Annotated in this window: 15 protein-coding genes; 3 read left to right on the plus strand and 12 right to left on the minus strand. The window is 33.1% G+C overall.

The window, feature by feature from the left end:
* The first annotated feature begins 72 nt into the window (after positions 1–72).
* Positions 73–2,706, plus strand: a complete 2,634-nt coding sequence (locus T410_RS08895; protein WP_035670694.1) for a valine--tRNA ligase — start codon at positions 73–75, stop codon at positions 2,704–2,706.
* A 274-nt stretch (positions 2,707–2,980) separates the two neighbouring features.
* A complete protein-coding gene (locus T410_RS08900; protein WP_035670697.1) occupies positions 2,981–3,358 on the plus strand; it encodes a hypothetical protein in 378 nt (125 codons plus the stop codon).
* A gap of 63 nt (positions 3,359–3,421) precedes the next feature.
* Here the strand turns inward: T410_RS08900 and T410_RS08905 are convergent, their stop codons facing one another.
* The 7 genes from T410_RS08905 to T410_RS08935 form a co-directional block, all read right to left on the minus strand.
* The gene (locus T410_RS08905; RefSeq protein WP_035670699.1) at positions 3,422–4,744 is read right to left on the minus strand and encodes an APC family permease; all 1,323 of its coding nucleotides are present in this window, start codon (positions 4,742–4,744) and stop codon (positions 3,422–3,424) included.
* A gap of 208 nt (positions 4,745–4,952) precedes the next feature.
* Entirely contained in the window at positions 4,953–5,501 is a 549-nt protein-coding gene (locus tag T410_RS08910) for a PepSY-associated TM helix domain-containing protein (RefSeq protein WP_035670701.1), read from the minus strand.
* Positions 5,502–5,562: 61 nt separating this feature from the next.
* Entirely contained in the window at positions 5,563–7,773 is a 2,211-nt protein-coding gene (locus T410_RS08915; RefSeq protein ID WP_035670702.1) for a TonB-dependent siderophore receptor, read from the minus strand.
* A gap of 197 nt (positions 7,774–7,970) precedes the next feature.
* Entirely contained in the window at positions 7,971–8,450 is a 480-nt protein-coding gene (locus T410_RS08920) for a DUF6265 family protein (RefSeq protein ID WP_035670704.1), read from the minus strand.
* A 497-nt stretch (positions 8,451–8,947) separates the two neighbouring features.
* Positions 8,948–11,254 (minus strand): DNA topoisomerase 3, encoded by a 2,307-nt coding sequence (locus T410_RS08925; protein WP_035674309.1) that lies wholly within the window; start codon positions 11,252–11,254, stop codon positions 8,948–8,950.
* 239 nt (positions 11,255–11,493) lie between these two features.
* On the minus strand, positions 11,494–12,144 hold the full coding sequence (locus T410_RS08930; protein WP_081897823.1) for a YdeI/OmpD-associated family protein: 651 nt from the start codon (positions 12,142–12,144) through the stop codon (positions 11,494–11,496).
* Positions 12,145–12,230: 86 nt separating this feature from the next.
* Entirely contained in the window at positions 12,231–12,554 is a 324-nt protein-coding gene (locus T410_RS08935; RefSeq protein ID WP_051929380.1) for a hypothetical protein, read from the minus strand.
* A 264-nt stretch (positions 12,555–12,818) separates the two neighbouring features.
* Between T410_RS08935 and T410_RS08940 the strand changes: the two genes are divergently transcribed.
* Positions 12,819–13,055, plus strand: coding sequence for a hypothetical protein (locus T410_RS08940; protein WP_152556945.1), 237 nt, complete (start codon positions 12,819–12,821; stop codon positions 13,053–13,055).
* A 349-nt stretch (positions 13,056–13,404) separates the two neighbouring features.
* Here the strand turns inward: T410_RS08940 and T410_RS08945 are convergent, their stop codons facing one another.
* From T410_RS08945 to T410_RS08965, 5 genes are all read right to left on the minus strand, one after another.
* The gene (locus tag T410_RS08945) at positions 13,405–13,752 is read right to left on the minus strand and encodes a hypothetical protein (RefSeq protein WP_152556946.1); all 348 of its coding nucleotides are present in this window, start codon (positions 13,750–13,752) and stop codon (positions 13,405–13,407) included.
* 380 nt (positions 13,753–14,132) lie between these two features.
* On the minus strand, positions 14,133–14,771 hold the full coding sequence (locus tag T410_RS08950) for a hypothetical protein (RefSeq protein WP_035670712.1): 639 nt from the start codon (positions 14,769–14,771) through the stop codon (positions 14,133–14,135).
* Entirely contained in the window at positions 14,768–15,157 is a 390-nt protein-coding gene (locus tag T410_RS08955; protein WP_051929381.1) for a toll/interleukin-1 receptor domain-containing protein, read from the minus strand. Before T410_RS08955 ends, T410_RS08950 begins: the two co-directional genes overlap by 4 nt.
* A gap of 163 nt (positions 15,158–15,320) precedes the next feature.
* On the minus strand, positions 15,321–15,644 hold the full coding sequence (locus T410_RS08960; RefSeq protein ID WP_035670714.1) for a hypothetical protein: 324 nt from the start codon (positions 15,642–15,644) through the stop codon (positions 15,321–15,323).
* A 400-nt stretch (positions 15,645–16,044) separates the two neighbouring features.
* Entirely contained in the window at positions 16,045–16,944 is a 900-nt protein-coding gene (locus T410_RS08965) for an Abi family protein (RefSeq protein WP_035670717.1), read from the minus strand.
* Positions 16,945–17,378 lie beyond the last annotated feature (434 nt).

Here is a 17,378-nt window from a genome sequence, read left to right on the forward strand (position 1 = left end):
TGTTGCTTTGGTTATTCGTTTAACTAAACAAACAAACAATCGAATTTAACGATTAAACGAATCCACAATAAAATGACAATTCCTGCACAATTTGACGCTAAAACTATTGAGAATAAGTGGTATGACTACTGGATGAAAAATAATTATTTTCATTCGGAGCCTGATCATAGAACACCATATACTATTGTAATTCCACCACCTAATGTGACTGGTGTTTTACATATGGGACACATGTTGAACAATACTATTCAAGATGTATTAATACGAAGAGCGCGTCTTAAAGGCTTCAATGCCTGTTGGGTTCCAGGAACGGATCATGCTTCGATAGCCACTGAGGCTAAAGTAGTTGCTAAATTAAAAGCGGAAGGAATCAACAAAAACGATTTAACACGCGAAGAATTTTTGGCTCACGCTTGGGAATGGACAGATAAATACGGAGGCGTAATTCTAGACCAATTGAAAAAGCTGGGTGCTTCTTGTGATTGGGAAAGAACCAAGTTTACAATGGATCCTGATATGTCAGCTTCGGTAATTCGTTCTTTTGTGGATTTATACAACAAAGGTTTGATTTATAGAGGATACCGCATGGTAAACTGGGATCCTGAAGCGAAAACTACGTTATCAGACGAAGAAGTAATTTACGAAGAACAACAAGGAAAATTATATTTCTTAAAATATAAAATCGAAGGAAGTGAAGACTTCTTGACGATTGCTACTACTCGCCCGGAAACTATCTTTGGAGACACTGCAATTTGTATTAATCCAAATGACGAGCGTTTTGCTCATTTGAAAGGCAAAAAAGCGATTGTGCCTATTTGCGGAAGAGTAATTCCTATTATTGAAGATGAATATGTAGATATCGAATTTGGTACTGGTTGTTTAAAAGTGACTCCGGCGCACGATATGAATGACAAGGCATTGGGAGAGAAACACAATTTGGAAATTATTGATATTTTCAACGAAGATGCCACACTCAATAGTTTTGGATTGCACTACCAAGGACAAGATCGTTTTGTGGTTCGCGAGGCAATTGCCAAAGAATTAGAAACAATTGGTGCTTTAGCCAAAACTGAAATACACTTGAATAAAGTAGGAACTTCTGAAAGAACAAAAGCCGTTATTGAGCCTAGATTATCGGATCAATGGTTCTTGAAAATGGAAGATTTGGTAAAACCAGCAATTAAGTCCGTTTTAGTAGACGGCGAAATTAAATTGCATCCTGCACGTTTTAATAATACCTACGCACATTGGTTAAATAATATCCGCGACTGGAATATTTCCCGTCAATTGTGGTGGGGACAACAAATTCCTGCGTATTTCTATGGTGATGGGAAAGAAGATTTTGTAGTTGCTGAATCTATCGAAGAAGCTCTAGTTTTAGCCAAAGAAAGAACCAACAACTTACAACTTACAACTTCAGACTTAACTCAGGATGTTGATGCCTTAGATACTTGGTTTTCTTCTTGGCTGTGGCCAATGTCGGTTTTTGGAGGAATAATGGATCCTGAAAGTGAAGATTTTAAATACTATTATCCTACGAATGATTTAGTAACTGGTCCGGATATTTTGTTTTTCTGGGTAGCGAGAATGATTATTGCAGGATATGAATACACCGGTAAAAAACCATTTACAAATGTGTATTTGACTGGTTTGGTTCGTGACAAACAAAGACGTAAAATGTCTAAATCATTAGGTAATTCACCGGATCCTTTAGATTTGATTGAGAAATTTGGTGCCGATGGTGTTCGTGTGGGATTGCTTTTAAGTGCTTCTGCAGGAAATGACATCATGTTTGATGAAGAATTGTGTAACCAAGGAAAAGCGTTTACCAATAAAATTTGGAATGCTTTCAAACTGATAAAAGGTTGGGAAGTTTCGGATGCAATACCGCAACCAGAATCTTCAAAAGTAGCTATTGAATGGTACGAAGCCAAATTGCAACAAACGCTTTTGGAAATCGAAGATAATTTCGAAAAATACAGAATTTCCGATGCGTTGATGGCAATTTACAAATTGGTTTGGGACGATTTCTGTTCTTGGTTCCTCGAAATGATAAAACCGGCTTACCAGCAGCCAATCGACAGCGTAACTTTTGCGAAAGCTATAGAAATGCTGGAAAATAACTTGAAATTATTGCATCCGTTTATGCCGTTCCTGACAGAGGAAATTTGGCAGATTCTTGCTGAAAGAACTAGTGAGGAAGCGTTGATTGTTTCGACTTGGCCAGAAATGAAATCTTTTAATACGGGTTTAATTACTGATTTCGAAAATACAATTGAAGTGATTTCAGGAATTAGAACGATTCGTAAAGACAAGAATATTCCGTTTAAAGACACCATCGAATTGAAAATAATAAACAATGATAAAGTTTCTACTTATTTTGATACGGTTATAACTAAATTAGGAAACATCACTTCATTAGAATATGTTTCGGATAAAGTAGAAGGAGCATTGTCTTTCCGTGTAAAATCGAATGAGTATTTCATCCCAATAACTGGAAATATCAATGTAGAAGAGGAAATTGCTAAACTAACCGCTGAGTTAGTGTATACGCAAGGTTTCTTGAAATCGGTTCAAAATAAACTGGCAAATGAGAAATTTGTGGCTGGTGCACCGGAGAAAGTTTTGGCAAACGAAAGACAAAAAGAAGCAGATGCTTTATCTAAAATTGAAACGATCGAACACAGTTTGGCTGGACTGAAATAAGGTTAAGTAAGTCAATTTGTAAAATTTAAAATCCCAATGCTGAAATTTCAGCATTGGGATTTTTTGGATATAAAATTAAATGTTTTGTTTTTAGTCACGAACAAAATGCTTGCTCAAAACGATAATTTCAGGTAGTTGTATAATATTATTTTATCGACGAATGTCTTTGCGATTGTGATTTAAAGAGTATTTTTTCCTTTAAACGATTTTTATATATTTATTGATATATTGTTAATATGTTTGGGTATAATTATTAAATACCACATTAATAAAAATGAAAAAAACATTTAGCACCGCTTATAGACAAGATTATTTTAAAGGGTATTCTATTGGTTTCAACCCATTTCTGGAATTTAATAACTCAATGAAAAAAGAAGCTTTTATAATTGGATTTAATTCCGGGCGATCTGATTATGAGCGAATGAATGGGAATATTAGTGATGGAATTCCTGAACGTATTGTGACTGATAAAGTTTTGGAAGATTTTCTTATTGCTGGTATGCTAGGCATGGCTATAGATGATGATGACTACACGTGTTATCAAATTAAGATAATTTCAAAATGGTATCAAAGTGGGATTGAGAAATACGATCCTAATCAATATATTAATCTTTTGGAATTACTGGAGGAAAACGGAATCGTAATAAATTAAACTGCTCAAAACAGGTCTGATTTTTTGAGCTGTATAAAAGTTTGTGTTTTTTGACGTTAGAAATTACTTTTTTTTATTTCTACGATCTATAATTAAGTAGGTTGGGTATGAAATTATAGTAATAATTATGATAATAACGAAGTTTTTAGTGTCGCTATACGCAAAGCCCGTTAACAAAGTTAAGGTTGCTAGAATCATCAAGATTGAGGTCCATGGATATCCCCATGATAGATAAGGTCTTGGTAAATTGGGTTCTTTTGTTCTTAATTTTATCAGAGAGCAATATGCCAATCCCCAAACAATTACAGTCATAAACGTTCCAAATGAAAATAATATTTCAAATGAACCAATGCTAATCAAGAATAAACTAAATAAAGAAGAGATTAAAAGCGCTACAATTGGCGTCCCCCCTTTGTTTATTCTACTTCCATGTTGAATGAAAAATCTATCGCGACTTAAGCCGAATAATATGCGAGCCGGTATCATCATATAGGCATTGAGAATGCTAATTAATGAAAAAATGGCAATAATGGTAACTATAATGGAACCCTTATTTCCAAAAACAACTTTAGCAACATCTGAAGCCACCAAAGGAGAATTAGCCAATGCTGAGACAGGTAATACCTGGAAAAATGCGATATTTATCAATACATAAATTACAATGACAATTATGGCTCCCGTATATAATGATTTAGGAATGTTTTTACTTGGGTTCTCATCTTCTTCGGCAAAAAAACAAACGGCATACCAACCGTCATAAGTTCCAATAATTAATTGGAGCGATTTAAAAAAGCCAAATACAATTCCCATTTCAAAAAAAGAAGTATCTTTTTCGATAGGATAAAATTTTAGTCCGGAATGTATAAAACAAGCAACAATTAAAGCCACAAAAAAGAGGACTTTAATTATACTTGTGAGTTGTTGAATGAAACTGCCATTTTTTACACCACTGACGTGAAGTAGTGTGAAGGCAGCTAAAAACGATATGGCAATAACTGTTGATTGGCTTTCTAGATCTGGAAATAAAATAACAATATATTCGCTGATAACGATACAATAAAAAGCAGGTGGAACAGCATTTGCAATATAATCAAACCATCCTGACAGAAAACCGGCATAATCACCAAAAGCTCTTTTTATATAATTATATGAACCTCCGGCTTTGGGAAGCATAGTGGCTAATTCTGCATAGGAATTTGCACCAATTAAGATGTAAAGCCCTCCTAAAAGCCAGCAAATGATTATAAGCCAGTAATTGTCCAACATACTGGCAATAACGCCCGGTGTACGTAATATTCCAACTCCTATTGTTCCTCCAATTAATATTGCAATACCAAAACTTAAGCCTAAACTTTTTTTCAATTGGTTGTTTTTTGATTTTGGCATAGCAATTTATTTTTAGTTCGTATTGGCGTTTGAATGTAACTATTTTTAGAGTAAAATAGTTTAGGATACTTCATATTAATTGAATTTTACAAAATTGAATTTGTAATATAAATTCTATCAAATATAGTAAAAAAAAATTTTTCATTCTTAAAAGGAAAAACCCCGTCTATTTCTAAACGGGGTTACTTTATTAAAAAAAAAGATAAAATTAACTCAACAAAAACAAGAAGAGTAGAGGAAATACAACTCCAGCCACGGCCAGTTTCCAGCCTCTGTTTTTCCAACTGAATTTCCCAGCTTTTATCATTATGGTTCCTGTTAATGCAATAATGATAAGACTTATCGCAAAAATATCAGAATAGTAAATCCAGAAATTCGAAGTGTTTTTATGTAATGTCATCGATTGACTAATGATAGGGGTTTTAAAAAAAGTTACGATTTCACCTTTTCCTGTTTTCATATCAATCTCCATATCGTGTTTTTCAAAAGAAATTTTTAACGTTCCTTTTTTTATCATATGGCGTCTCAATTTGTCATCAATGCCTAATTTTTTTCCTAAATCTTCAGCATATTTTTCGTTGATTTTGCTTTCTTCGGGTAATTGTACTTCAATAGATTTTGTCTCTGTAGTATATTTTTCAGGATGCCAAGATTCTCGGTGGTTCATCATAAGTCCTGAAAAGGCAAAGGAAATAATCAATCCGATATAGAAATAGCCTAAATCGCGGTGTAAATTTCGGAAGTTAATTTTTTTCATGTGGTACGTTTGTGCAAATAGTTTTTAAAAAATAAGATTAGTATTTCACTTAAATTTTTAATTAGAATTTATATTTTAAACTGGTCATTATTTGGCGAGGTGCAATGGGGTTCACGCTATAATTCTCATGAACAGTATAATTTAATTCATTCGTAAGGTTAGATAATTTGCATAAGATTGAAAATTGTTTCCATTCGTACCCTGCTGATACATCAATAGTTGTGTAGGCATCTAATGGAATTTCTCGTATATTAATTCCTGATGGTAATGTAGTATCAATTTGATTGTTCCATCCGCCAGATCTTTTCCCAATGTAATTTGCCATAGTTCCTATAGATATTCCCTTTAATACACCAGTAGGTAATTTATAAAATAAACTAAAGTTTGCAGTGTTTGCAGGGGTTCTTACTAAACGATCACCTTCAATATTACTACCGTTTAATCCTGAAGTTTTAGTATAACGCATATCATTGTAACTGTAACCTGCCATGATATTCAAGCCTTCTATTGGTTTTGCAATAATGTCTATTTCTATTCCTTTACTTTTAGTGGCTCCGCTTAAAACTTTTACTGTAGTGTCCGTATTTTGTGTAACACCATCAGCTTTAAATTCAGCAGTTTGAGCTAAATTACTATTTGTGATTTGGTATAAAGTTACGTTGGTACTTAATATTCCTCTCCAAAAATCCTTTTTAACACCCACCTCATATTGATCGATAAGCGAAGGTTTTATTACTTCATTGTAAACTGTAAATCCTGTATTTGGTGTAAATGATTTCGAATAACTAGCAAATAGCGAGGTGTTTTTTGTAGGCTGATATACAAATCCCATTTTTGGCGTAAAAGCCTCATCAATACGTTTTTTATCTTCTGTAATTGTATTTTTAATCAGGTCAGTTGTTTCTGCTTGTCCTTCTTGCCAAGACCAACGAATTCCTGCTAGCACTTTAAATTTTTCTGTCAATGAAATTAAATCTTGTGCGTAAACTCCAAAACGGTTGGTCTCTGTTTTTACTATTTTGGTGTTAGTACTATTTGGTATCGCTCCTCCTTGATTGAAATTTTCGAAGTCAAAAATGTTGCCACTACCATAAGTTGTTGGGCTGAAAGTAAAGGTATAGGCTTGTAGAAAGGAATTTTCTAAATCAATACCAGTAAAAAACTGGTGTTTTATTTTACCAGTTGTAAAAATTCCTTGTAAACTAACTTGTTCACCAATGATTTGTTCTAAATTTTTATTTTGCCCAAGTGGTCTGCTCCAATCACCATTTGCAGCTGGAACAATACGTTCTGTTCCTTTAGAAGTTCTATCGTAGTTTTGAAAAGATGAATTGAAATTTAATCTCCAATTTTTATTGAAATCATGATTAACTAATCCAGAAACGGTTGTCTGTCTGGTTTGACCGTTTGACCAGGTTGCACCTAAATATAGGTTACGCGGAAGATCTACAATTTCTCTACCAATGATAGCTGTTCCAAAATCAGGTGTCCAATTGTCTTTTAAATAATCTCCTTGTAAGGTAATTTCTGTTTTATTACTGACTTTGAAAAGAAAAGAGGGATTGATATAAAAGCGTTCTTTTTTCACTACATCTCTAAAACTTTCCGAATTTTCATAAGAACCATTAAAACGGTAGGCGATAAATTTATTCAAAGGACCATAAATATCAATTGAGGGTTTGTAATAGGAATAGCTTCCTATTTGCATTGCTATTTCTCCGCCTTTCTTAAAAGAAGGTGTTTTGGTCACCATATTCAATATTCCTCCAGGAGCTACATTACCAAATAATAAAGCTGCACTACCTTTTAATATTTCTACTTTTTCTAATGAAGAAACTTCAGGAATTGAACCGGCATTTAAACGAAAACTATTTTTAAACATATTGTTTGCAGACATATCATATCCTCTGGACCAAAATGTTTCTTGTGCTCCTCCACGCGCTGAACCAACGTAAACGCCATTTACATTTTTTATTACATCGCTCAATCGAATGCTTTGTTGTTGTTCTATAATTTCAGCACCTATTATTTGTACACTTTGTGGAGTATCCATTGGCTTTAAACCTGATCTTAAAGCAGAAACTGGTTTTTTTTGCTGATTCTGAGTGACGATGACTTCTTTAAGTATTCCTCCTTTTTTATTTTTTATGGTGTCAGATTCTGATGATATTGTTTGATTATAATTTTTTTCATCAGATGCATTTGCTGTTTCTTGTGCATAACAAGACAAGCTAAATAATAAGGTTAATGTAGGAAGCAAAATATATTTCATAATTGTTTATTTGGAATAATTAAAAATAACGATGCAAATATATAACCCACTTTTGATTTAACAAAACTTATTTAGATTAAATATGAATAAGGATTTAAAAATACTTTTCACGCTCTTGAATTTCAGTATTTTAGTAGCATAAAAAAACCTTGCTTTTCTAGAGCAAGGTTTTGATTTACATACGAAATGTTAAAATTTTATTTGATTTTCTTCATAGAAAACTGTTCAGAGCTCGGTTTTCCCTGTTGGATTCCCGAAATTTTTGCCACTAAACTGTCTGGAGTAATTAGAGTATAAATTATTTTTTGAGGATAATCATGTTTTGGATTTTCAAAAACCAATTGTTTCTCGGTTGCCGTTGTTAATTTGAAAGTAACCGGCTTGTCTTCATTTTGTCCCTTAACGGCTGCATTATAAGTCAATTCTTCTCCTTTTTGTTTTAATGTTATGTTTTCAAAATGCAAGGTGTCTTTTTCTTTTATAAAATACGACTCTGCTTGAAAGGTGCTGTCATTTACTTTTTTCCAAGTTTCGGAAAGATTTCCATCGGCTGAATTACTTTCCCAGTTGCCTAGCAGCCAGCGTGCTGCTTTGATTTTATCTTTTTCATTTGCATCCGATTTTTTACAGGAAACAATGACTAGCAAAAGCAGTATAAAAATTGTTTTTTGAAACATTTGTGTAAAAATTTGGTGTTATTTTGAAATGCTAAAATATAAAAAAAATGAATAGTGTCTCTTTTTTAGTTTTAGTATCAGTGCAAACACTTTTAAAATTTTGCGCTGCTTCTTATCGGTCAATGTCATTAATTAAGAGAAAATTGATAAAATGATTGCTGATTAACGATTTTTGACCCGAGAGAAGTTAAGGATTCGTCAGTTCGAATTGAGTAGAAATTTGCGATAAAAAATTTGTGCAAAGTATTGAGAGCCCTTAAGTTTTGAAGGCTTCTCGATACAATTTTGAACATTAAAGCTTTCGCATTAATGTTGAAAATCACTCGAAGTGACGCTTGAAACAGCTTAACTTAATGACACAGATAGCAAACTGGAGAAATATTTCAGATCAGATAGAACACATAAAATCAATAATCTCATATTTACTAACACCAAATCAGAAATCAGTAATCGCCAATTAAAAATCGCTTAATTTGATTACATTGAGCCTATCAGTATTAAATACTTTCTTTCAAAATAGAATAAACCAGTTCTTTCGTAGGTTTTTGATCTTTTAGTTTTGCTCTGACCATTTCAAAAGTGACTTTGAAATCACATCCTGATTTGTAATTGCTGCAACCATAAGCTGTGTTTCCCTTGAGAACGGTTCCTTTTTTACATTTTGGGCAGCTTAATTCGTCAGGCACAGCTTTCACCAAGGTTTTCTTAGGTTCCAGCTTGAGTTTGAAATTTTCATCAAAACGCAATAAACCTTCGACAATACCCGCATCGGTTTTAAAGTCTTTTAAATTTACCGTAGATCCTTTTTGGAGCAATCGAAGGTATTGGTTTTCGGATATTTTTTTCTCTTCAAAAGTATAGGGTAAGAGAAATGTGCAACCTGCTTTATAATCGGCACAACCATAAGCAGATTTTCCCTTGATGAGTGTTCCTTTTTTACATTTCGGACAGGCTTCCGCCAAAATTCCAGCTGCTTTCTTTTTCTCTACCTTAGCTACTTCTTTTTGAACACTTCCTGCATGCGAAATATTGGCGCGTCTCGTTTCGCTACGGACTTCGTACACCAAAGTTTCGACCATGTGTTTCATATTCTTGATGAAAGAACCCGCGGTAAAAGTCCCTTTTTCAATATCTTTCAACTGCTTTTCCCAAGAACCGGTCAATTCTGCCGACTTCACCAAATCATTCTGTATCGTATCAATCAGTTGAATTCCCGTTGGCGTTGGTAAAACCTGTTTTTTGTTTCTTACGATGTATTGGCGTCTAAAAAGCGTTTCAATAATGTTGGCTCGCGTTGACGGGCGACCAATACCGTTTTCTTTCATCAATTCGCGTAAATCTTCATCATCGACTTGTTTGCCGGCGGTTTCCATAGCACGTAATAAAGTCGCTTCGGTAAACTGATTCGGCGGTTTGGTTTCCTTTTCCAAAAACGAAGGTTCGTGCGGTCCTTTTTCGCCTACAACAAAACTCGGTAAGATATCGGCTTCTTTTTCTTTAGCGTTTGTGCTGAGCGCAGTCGAAGCATCAAAAACAACTCGAAATCCTTTTTTTAAAATCTCTTTTCCGGTGGTTTTAAATAAAACATCGGCAGCTTTACCGACTACGGTAGTATTGGCAACCAAACAATCATCATAAAACACCGCAATAAACCGCTTTGTAATAATATCATACACTTGTTGCTGATTGTATTGCAAATTGCTTTGAATCCCCGTTGGAATTATGGCGTGGTGATCCGTTACTTTTTTATCGTTGAAAACTTTAGGCGATTTTTTTATCTTTTTTTCCAAAAGCGGTTGTGTCAAAGCCGCATAATTGGTCAGATTTTTCAGGATTCCCGGTACTTTTGGATAAATATCATTGGGTAAAAACGTGGTGTCAACTCTCGGATACGTAACTACTTTTTGCTCGTATAAAGTCTGAACGATTTTAAGCGTTTCATCTGCCGTAAAACCAAATTTGGTATTGCAATACACTTGTAATCCTGTTAAATCAAACAGTTTTGGTGCAAACTCATTGCCATTCTTTTTTTCGACAGAAACAATTTCGAACTCACTTTCCTTGACTTTATTGGCCAATAGTTCACCATCTTCCTTTTTCAAAAAGCGCCCTTCCTCATAGCTGAAAAGCGTTTCTCGATATAAAGTTTGCAACTCCCAATACGGTTGCGGTTTAAAATTCTCAATTTCTTTGAATCGGTCCACGACCATTGCCAATGTTGGGGTTTGCACCCTTCCAATAGACAAAACTTGTTTGTATCCCCCATGTTTTACAGTGTACAAACGCGTGGCATTCATACCGAGTAACCAGTCGCCAATAGCTCTGGAAAATCCGGCGTAGTATAAATTATCGTAGTTGGTAGATGGTTTCAAGTTCTCAAAACCTTCTTTGATAGCTTCGGTGGTCAAGGACGAAATCCACAAGCGTTTTACCTCGCCTTTATAATTGGCTTCGTTCATCACCCACCGCTGAATGAGTTCCCCCTCTTGCCCGGCATCCCCGCAGTTGATGACCAAATCGGCTTTGTCAAACAAGCTTTTTATGATTCTGAATTGCTTTTGGATCCCTGAATTCTCCACCACTTTGGTCTCAAATTTCTCAGGAAGCATAGGTAAGTTGTTGAGGTCCCAACTTTTCCAGTGCGGTTTGTAATCATTCGGTTCTTTCAAGGTGCATAAATGCCCAAAAGTGTACGTTACCTGATAACCATTGCCTTCAAAATAGCCATCATGCTTGGTATTGGCTCCCAAAACGGATGCGATTTCTCTTGCTACACTGGGTTTCTCGGCAATACAGACCTTCATTTTCTCCATCTAATTTAAGGGCGCAAATTAGGAATTTAGAAATTGGTTTTAAAAAGAAATCTGAAGGAGTTATGAACGGTTGTGTTATTTTTTAGGAGCAGAACAACTGTTTTTTTCAAGGACGAACGGTCCTGCTGTCCGCTGTATCTCTGCGCTACGCTGCGAGGATGCCGCTTCCATCAGGGCTAAAGATTTCGTTTTATTTTCATAATAACCAAGGCAAAAGATGCTGTAGCTTGTCATTTATTTTCTGCTCGAATGTATTTGTGTGAACCGTCACAGTTGGGCAATTTTTTAGACAATCCACAGGTGCAGTCGTTGATTCCTTTTCCGTTAAGAATACGTTGCGTGTATTTTTCTATTCGGGTTTCGCGTGTTTTGGATTGTTTAGCCTCCGAAAAGTATAGATTGTATGCGCGTTGTCGGCCGGGTGTTAAGGTATTGAAAGCGGTTTTTAAAGCAGGGTTTTTGTCCAAAGCAATTTGCAATTCTTCCACCAGTTCAAGTTCCGTATTGCTTTTAAAAATTACTTTCAGCCCCGCTTTTTCAATTTCAATGGCTTCATAAATATAGGCTTTGATTATCGATTGCTGTTCTATGATTTCTTCTAGATTAATAAACTTAAAAAAACGCATGGACTGACTGTTTTCTCCAGGCTTACTTAGGAGACCGCGACTGTCTTGGAGTAAAATTCCTTTAAAAAAGCTAAGTGTGCAGTATTCCTTAAAACTGCCCATAAGTACAATATTATTTCTCTCAAAACAGTAACAAGGCATACGCCACTTGAATTCTTCGGTTAGTCCACAATCTAGAAGCAGCGTTCTCAGTTGGATTATTTCTGTCTGCCATTTTGTGGCATTGCCTATAAAGTCATCAACTTTGGGATTCATTTTAGTGGATTTTAAAAAATAAAAAAGGTTTTTAGTTTTATAAAAGTATTAAAATAAACGCATTAGAAGCAAATGTAGGTTTGAGATTAATTAGTACCAAACAATTTCTTTGCTTCTTTCCAAGGTATCAAATCTTCGTTCTGGATGCGACGGGATTCAATTTTGGAAGAGAATTTTCCGGATTGTTTCATCGCTGACAGATGGGTACCATTGCGATAAAAAGCGTTAAGGTCATTTTCATTTTCCCATAAAGTCATGGTGTACCAAACTCTCCCGTTCCAACTGCCGGCTACTTTGTGTTTTTTGCAGTTGGCTTGTTGCAGCTCTGCTATGATTTGCCCATTGAACTTAAAAAAGGTAATTATTTTTAGATACGAATTTAACTCGATTTTAGTGATGGATACTATCATTTGCTTTTATTTGTGTTTCCTAGAATGCCTACAAAGATTGCTGTTTTCTGTTTGTAAATGCAAAATAGCTTCAAAAAATAATTTCTGTAGCTGTTGTTGCGGTGTTTTTTAGTTGCTTTTGTTTGTAGTCAAGAGTGGCACGCTTGCGTTAGCTGGGAAATCTATTATTGATCGTTGATAAAAATCTCTTTTCTCTTGTGTATATTAATTTTTTTAATTAAATTTAATATACTGATTAACAGTATATTGTGTAATTTTTTAGTTATGAAAAGTAACAGATATATTATGATTCTATTTTTCATTGTTACTCTATTGAATAGCAGTTGCAGTGATACTTTCGTTGATGATATTGACCTTAAATTTTGTGGTAAATGTGCGCATACAGGACGATGGACAGTTGATAGTTTAGATTTTAACCCTTGTTTCTCTACTCAGGCAGAATGTTTAGATTGGGCTAAAAAAAATGGATATTCAGATAGGGGATGTGTTTTATGCAACTGACAAAAAGTATATAGACAAATAGAAAAGCTCCCAAAAGTCTTCTCGAAAACGAAAATAGTAGCAGTGTTGTAACCGCGTTGCAAACGCTACAATGGTGCTCTAAATTAAAATTAGTATTTGTTGTAAACAAGCATCACTTGGATATGCTGTCTTCTCTAAAAACGAAAATAGTATTAATAGAATGCTGTACGAAGTCTCCTGACCTCGCACCCATTGCTATATGCCGCTCTAACTTTCCCTGTGTTAATTGATTATTGGGATGGCTACGAAGTCAGAGACTTCGAAGAGCAATCCCGATTATATTTTGTTGATACGACTTATTCATACTTCGCAGAGCTGGATAATAATATTATAATTTGTATTGATCTTTATTTTTGCGATAATATTGCATAAGCATTTCGTGATTTCTATCTCCTTCTTCTAATATGTCTTTGTATTTATTTTCAAGAACTTCAATAATTTCAAATCGTTTTTGATTTGTTATATTTTCATTATTTTTGATTTGTTCAATAGCTTCATAAGGAGTAATTAGTCCATTATCAATGATCTTTATATAATTCTCTGTAGTTATTAGTTTTAGATTTAAAGTTGCTGTATAAACTTCAGTAATGAATTTTAGAGTAGAAATGACTAAAATGGAAAATGAAATAAAAATAACTTCTTTGTGTAAATAAGTTTGACATATTTCATATTTCATTTTTAACACGAAAATTACACTAATTAAACAACTAATGTAAGTTATGTATTTAATTTTATTTAAATTTTCAAAATCATAATAGTTAAATATACCTGCAATTATTGTCATAACTATAAATTTTAAAAATATATAATTTATAATAGCAAGTATTATTAAGGAATAAATAATCGTCAATAATAGATTTTCATTTGGATTTATTATTAGAATAAATTTCAATGCTAATAAATAAGAATAGTAAAATACAATAAAAGTTAGAATAAAATGAAATGAGAATTTTATTATGTTGAAAATTGAAAAAGTGTTTTTCATAATATTTATTTTTGTTTTAATCTTTTTCTAATTAATTCTAAAAAAGAAGAGAAGTCTTTGTTGTAGCCAGTTTATTTTCTAAAGTTTTTGGATTTAACTTTTTTGACTTCATTTATTAAAAAGACAAATGTATCTTGGATAATTTCAGTAGTTAATGCTTTTTCTTTCAAAGAACCCCATATAACTTCTTTCGAGTAGTTTAAATCAAACTTGTATTTAATTTCTTTAAGCTTTTTTGGTTCTTCACTAGGGAAATAAAAAGCTCTATTATCAAGTCTTAGATAACCCTTCCATTGTCGAACAATCAATGAAGCGTTTTCAGCTGTATTTGAATATTTTAAGTCCCAATAAAAACTTACACAAAATTCTTCACATTGTATCAATGTAGAATCTCTACCGTCACTTTCATAATGAAAATGTAAACCTGTAGAGTTCTTATATAGTTCAACTTTTTCTTTTAGTTGAGTATTTAGAAGATCAATCTCATTTCTGAAAATTTCAGAACCTAAATTCGAACTAATGATTTGATTTAATTCAAGATTCAATTTTTCTTCGTTCAATAATGATTTTGCAATATCAAGTATCGGATCTAAAGATGAATCTTCAAAATTTGGAATATGACCCAACGTTGGTTTTTCAATAATTGGCTTATCATAAATTATTCTGGACAGTTCATATAATTTGTTAACGTAGAAATCATCATCAATCATAGGATGGTAAACTTTGATTTAAGAAATTTTGGTGAACTACTTTTAGAATCACCAACCCTAAGAATCGGAATGAATTTAATTTTTGTAATTGATGATTCAAAAATTTCTTGCGTTATCATTGAAGTTTCGTAACCAACTCCACTTTTTCTATCTTCAGCTTTTATTTTATAATTTGGTGTTAGTATAATTAAGACTTTATCAGCATTTTCAATAGAACTTTCCATAAAATATGTCAAGTCTTTACCAGCACTAAGTTCAAACTGGTCTAAAATTACTTGTATTCCAAACTTGTTCATTAAATCTTTGGCTAGACTTAAAACCCATTCTTGGTGTTCAGAATTATCCCAAGAATACGATATAAATACTTTTCTTCTATTTTCTGTCATTTTTTGATTATAAATTGCCTTTAACTTGTATGTAGATTTGACGATTTCAGACTTATCGCCAATAAACCAGGTCGTTTTGTCCAATAAACATCAGCGTTTATTTATTTCCTTTTATATCTTTTTAAAAAGCAACTCATTTTATTCAGGTGCTTACGGGATAACATCAAATTTCTTTAACTATCGAACTGAAATTTTTATGAAAGTTTACAAAAATAATTTCACAAAATCTACCAAAATAATAACCTTCAAAGTCCTTAACCTCTTCAGTTGTGTTTTTAAATTTTAGAACTTCTACAGTTAATTGATTATTTTTAGTGTCAACTACCATTTTTATGACTCCTTTATCGCCCCACTGTTTGGTGTGCTTTATATACTTTACCCTATCTGATTCTTGAATCTTCCACGTTTTTAAATCTTCGTCTTCAATTGATTTCAAAATATCAGATTCTAATTTGCTCGGATTTGTAGTTTTAAAATGTAGTTTCATAAATAAGTTTTTTGTAAATTTATAGATAGATTATTTTAAGTTTTCCCAGATATTACCGCTAACTTGTTTGTAGAGATGATGTGATTACTATTATACATCCAATTTAAAATAAATTTTAATAAACATTATTTTTATCTATTTTCAAATATATAACTTTCTTCCGAAAATACTTATAAAAGCACATTAAGTTATCTTTTGTTTTCAAAAATAAGTTCTTTTGCATCAGGGATTTTACGGTAAACCGTAAGCGCTGTTTTTTAACATAATTTCTTAAACCTAGTAGCAGTATAAAGCCTTTGATAGCGTTAATTCTTTAAGTTGAAACTATTATAATACTATAAATAAAAATTGGTGCTCGTTGCAAACGAGTGTCAAATGGGGTGGTTTAATGAAATAATGACTATTGCACCCATATTGGTTGCGTTCGCCAATTTACAGGGAACCCCATTTTGTGTACCGGAACGTTTGGATATTCATTTACCAATTTGAAGAATTTGTCTTTTATGGAATTCCCCGGACTTATACAATCAATCGTATATAATGTAAGAGAAAGTAAAGAGAATAGTTTTGCTCTTTGATTTTCGTTCGGAATGTAGGTTATCGGTTGATTTTTTAGGTTTTTAGGCCATGAATATTTTGTTGTAATATTATTATTCCATAATCTGGAATGATGTGCTATTACATTTCTGATTACTGTTGTCGCTTCAAGAAAACTAGAAAAATCTTTGTGTGAATTAAAACCAAATTCTATTGCAATCTTAGATTTTTCAGGTAATTGATGAGCCAAGTTTTTGTATAGCTTTGAAAGTGTGCCGAGCGATGCTACTTCTAAAGCCTTCCACGCTTCCGGAAGTTCGTTTTTATGATTTTTATTGTGTTCTAAAATAAACTGTTCTTTACTTCTGGAGATCTCTATATTTAAATGATCTGTAATTGATTTTTGTTTTGTTTTATCTGAAAAAATAGTATAATCTATATAGCATAACGGTCCATAAGAAAGCGAAAGCTGGTAAATTAATTTGGTTCTTAAAGCCACTTCAATTCTTTCTATTGTATCAAACATTAATAGTCTTAAATGTCTATCGAAATTGTATAAATTTATGACCTCTTCAAAGTAACTGTAGTCGTTAAATAGATGCTCTACTTTGTCAGATTGCATTTCCCACCAATATCCTTTTAGGCGATAATAACTAATGTTTTTCAGGAAATGTGGTGCATTGGCTTCGTTACGGAATAGCATTCCTCTTTCTTTTAAGAGTGCAATTTGTTCCTCTACAGTTTTAGGTGCTTTGTTCGCCATATTGGTATAAAAAAAAAGACCAGAAGGCTGTTCTGACGGGAAGCGCTACTGGTACGATTAGAACAAATGTATATACATTTGTATTATTGTGCAAATTTTTTTAACATTTATTAGGATTTGTCAACAATATCAAGGGTTTGTAATTTAACAAATGCTTGAATTATCAATGTAAATGAGATTTAATGGGAAACCGTAAATGCTATCTTTTTTAGCACAAATGCCCTAGCCCTGATTACTTCACTTAACTTTTATTTTAATTGGAGTTCAGTGAACTTCGTTTGTAGCGGCATCCTTTTTCTGGCTTTTTTTGCCAGGAAAAGATATAGCGAATAGCAGTAAATAGCTCCTGATTGCCACACAATTCATTCTTCATTGTTCGCAATGACAATCTCAATTGCGAACCTTGCAAACTGAATACTTTTTTCGTATTTTTG

Source organism: Flavobacterium sp. 83, from assembly GCF_000744835.1.
Lineage (GTDB): Bacteria > Bacteroidota > Bacteroidia > Flavobacteriales > Flavobacteriaceae > Flavobacterium.

Coding starts and splice junctions, on each gene's coding strand:
- T410_RS08895 (WP_035670694.1), top strand. CDS start 73: ATGACAATTCCTGCACAATTTGACGCTAAAACTATTGAGAATAAGTGG.
- T410_RS08900 (WP_035670697.1), top strand. CDS start 2,981: ATGAAAAAAACATTTAGCACCGCTTATAGACAAGATTATTTTAAAGGG.
- T410_RS08905 (WP_035670699.1), bottom strand. CDS start 4,744: ATGCCAAAATCAAAAAACAACCAATTGAAAAAAAGTTTAGGCTTAAGT.
- T410_RS08910 (WP_035670701.1), bottom strand. CDS start 5,501: ATGAAAAAAATTAACTTCCGAAATTTACACCGCGATTTAGGCTATTTC.
- T410_RS08915 (WP_035670702.1), bottom strand. CDS start 7,773: ATGAAATATATTTTGCTTCCTACATTAACCTTATTATTTAGCTTGTCT.
- T410_RS08920 (WP_035670704.1), bottom strand. CDS start 8,450: ATGTTTCAAAAAACAATTTTTATACTGCTTTTGCTAGTCATTGTTTCC.
- T410_RS08925 (WP_035674309.1), bottom strand. CDS start 11,254: ATGAAGGTCTGTATTGCCGAGAAACCCAGTGTAGCAAGAGAAATCGCA.
- T410_RS08930 (WP_081897823.1), bottom strand. CDS start 12,144: ATGAATCCCAAAGTTGATGACTTTATAGGCAATGCCACAAAATGGCAG.
- T410_RS08935 (WP_051929380.1), bottom strand. CDS start 12,554: ATGATAGTATCCATCACTAAAATCGAGTTAAATTCGTATCTAAAAATA.
- T410_RS08940 (WP_152556945.1), top strand. CDS start 12,819: ATGAAAAGTAACAGATATATTATGATTCTATTTTTCATTGTTACTCTA.
- T410_RS08945 (WP_152556946.1), bottom strand. CDS start 13,752: ATGAAATATGAAATATGTCAAACTTATTTACACAAAGAAGTTATTTTT.
- T410_RS08950 (WP_035670712.1), bottom strand. CDS start 14,771: ATGATTGATGATGATTTCTACGTTAACAAATTATATGAACTGTCCAGA.
- T410_RS08955 (WP_051929381.1), bottom strand. CDS start 15,157: ATGACAGAAAATAGAAGAAAAGTATTTATATCGTATTCTTGGGATAAT.
- T410_RS08960 (WP_035670714.1), bottom strand. CDS start 15,644: ATGAAACTACATTTTAAAACTACAAATCCGAGCAAATTAGAATCTGAT.
- T410_RS08965 (WP_035670717.1), bottom strand. CDS start 16,944: ATGGCGAACAAAGCACCTAAAACTGTAGAGGAACAAATTGCACTCTTA.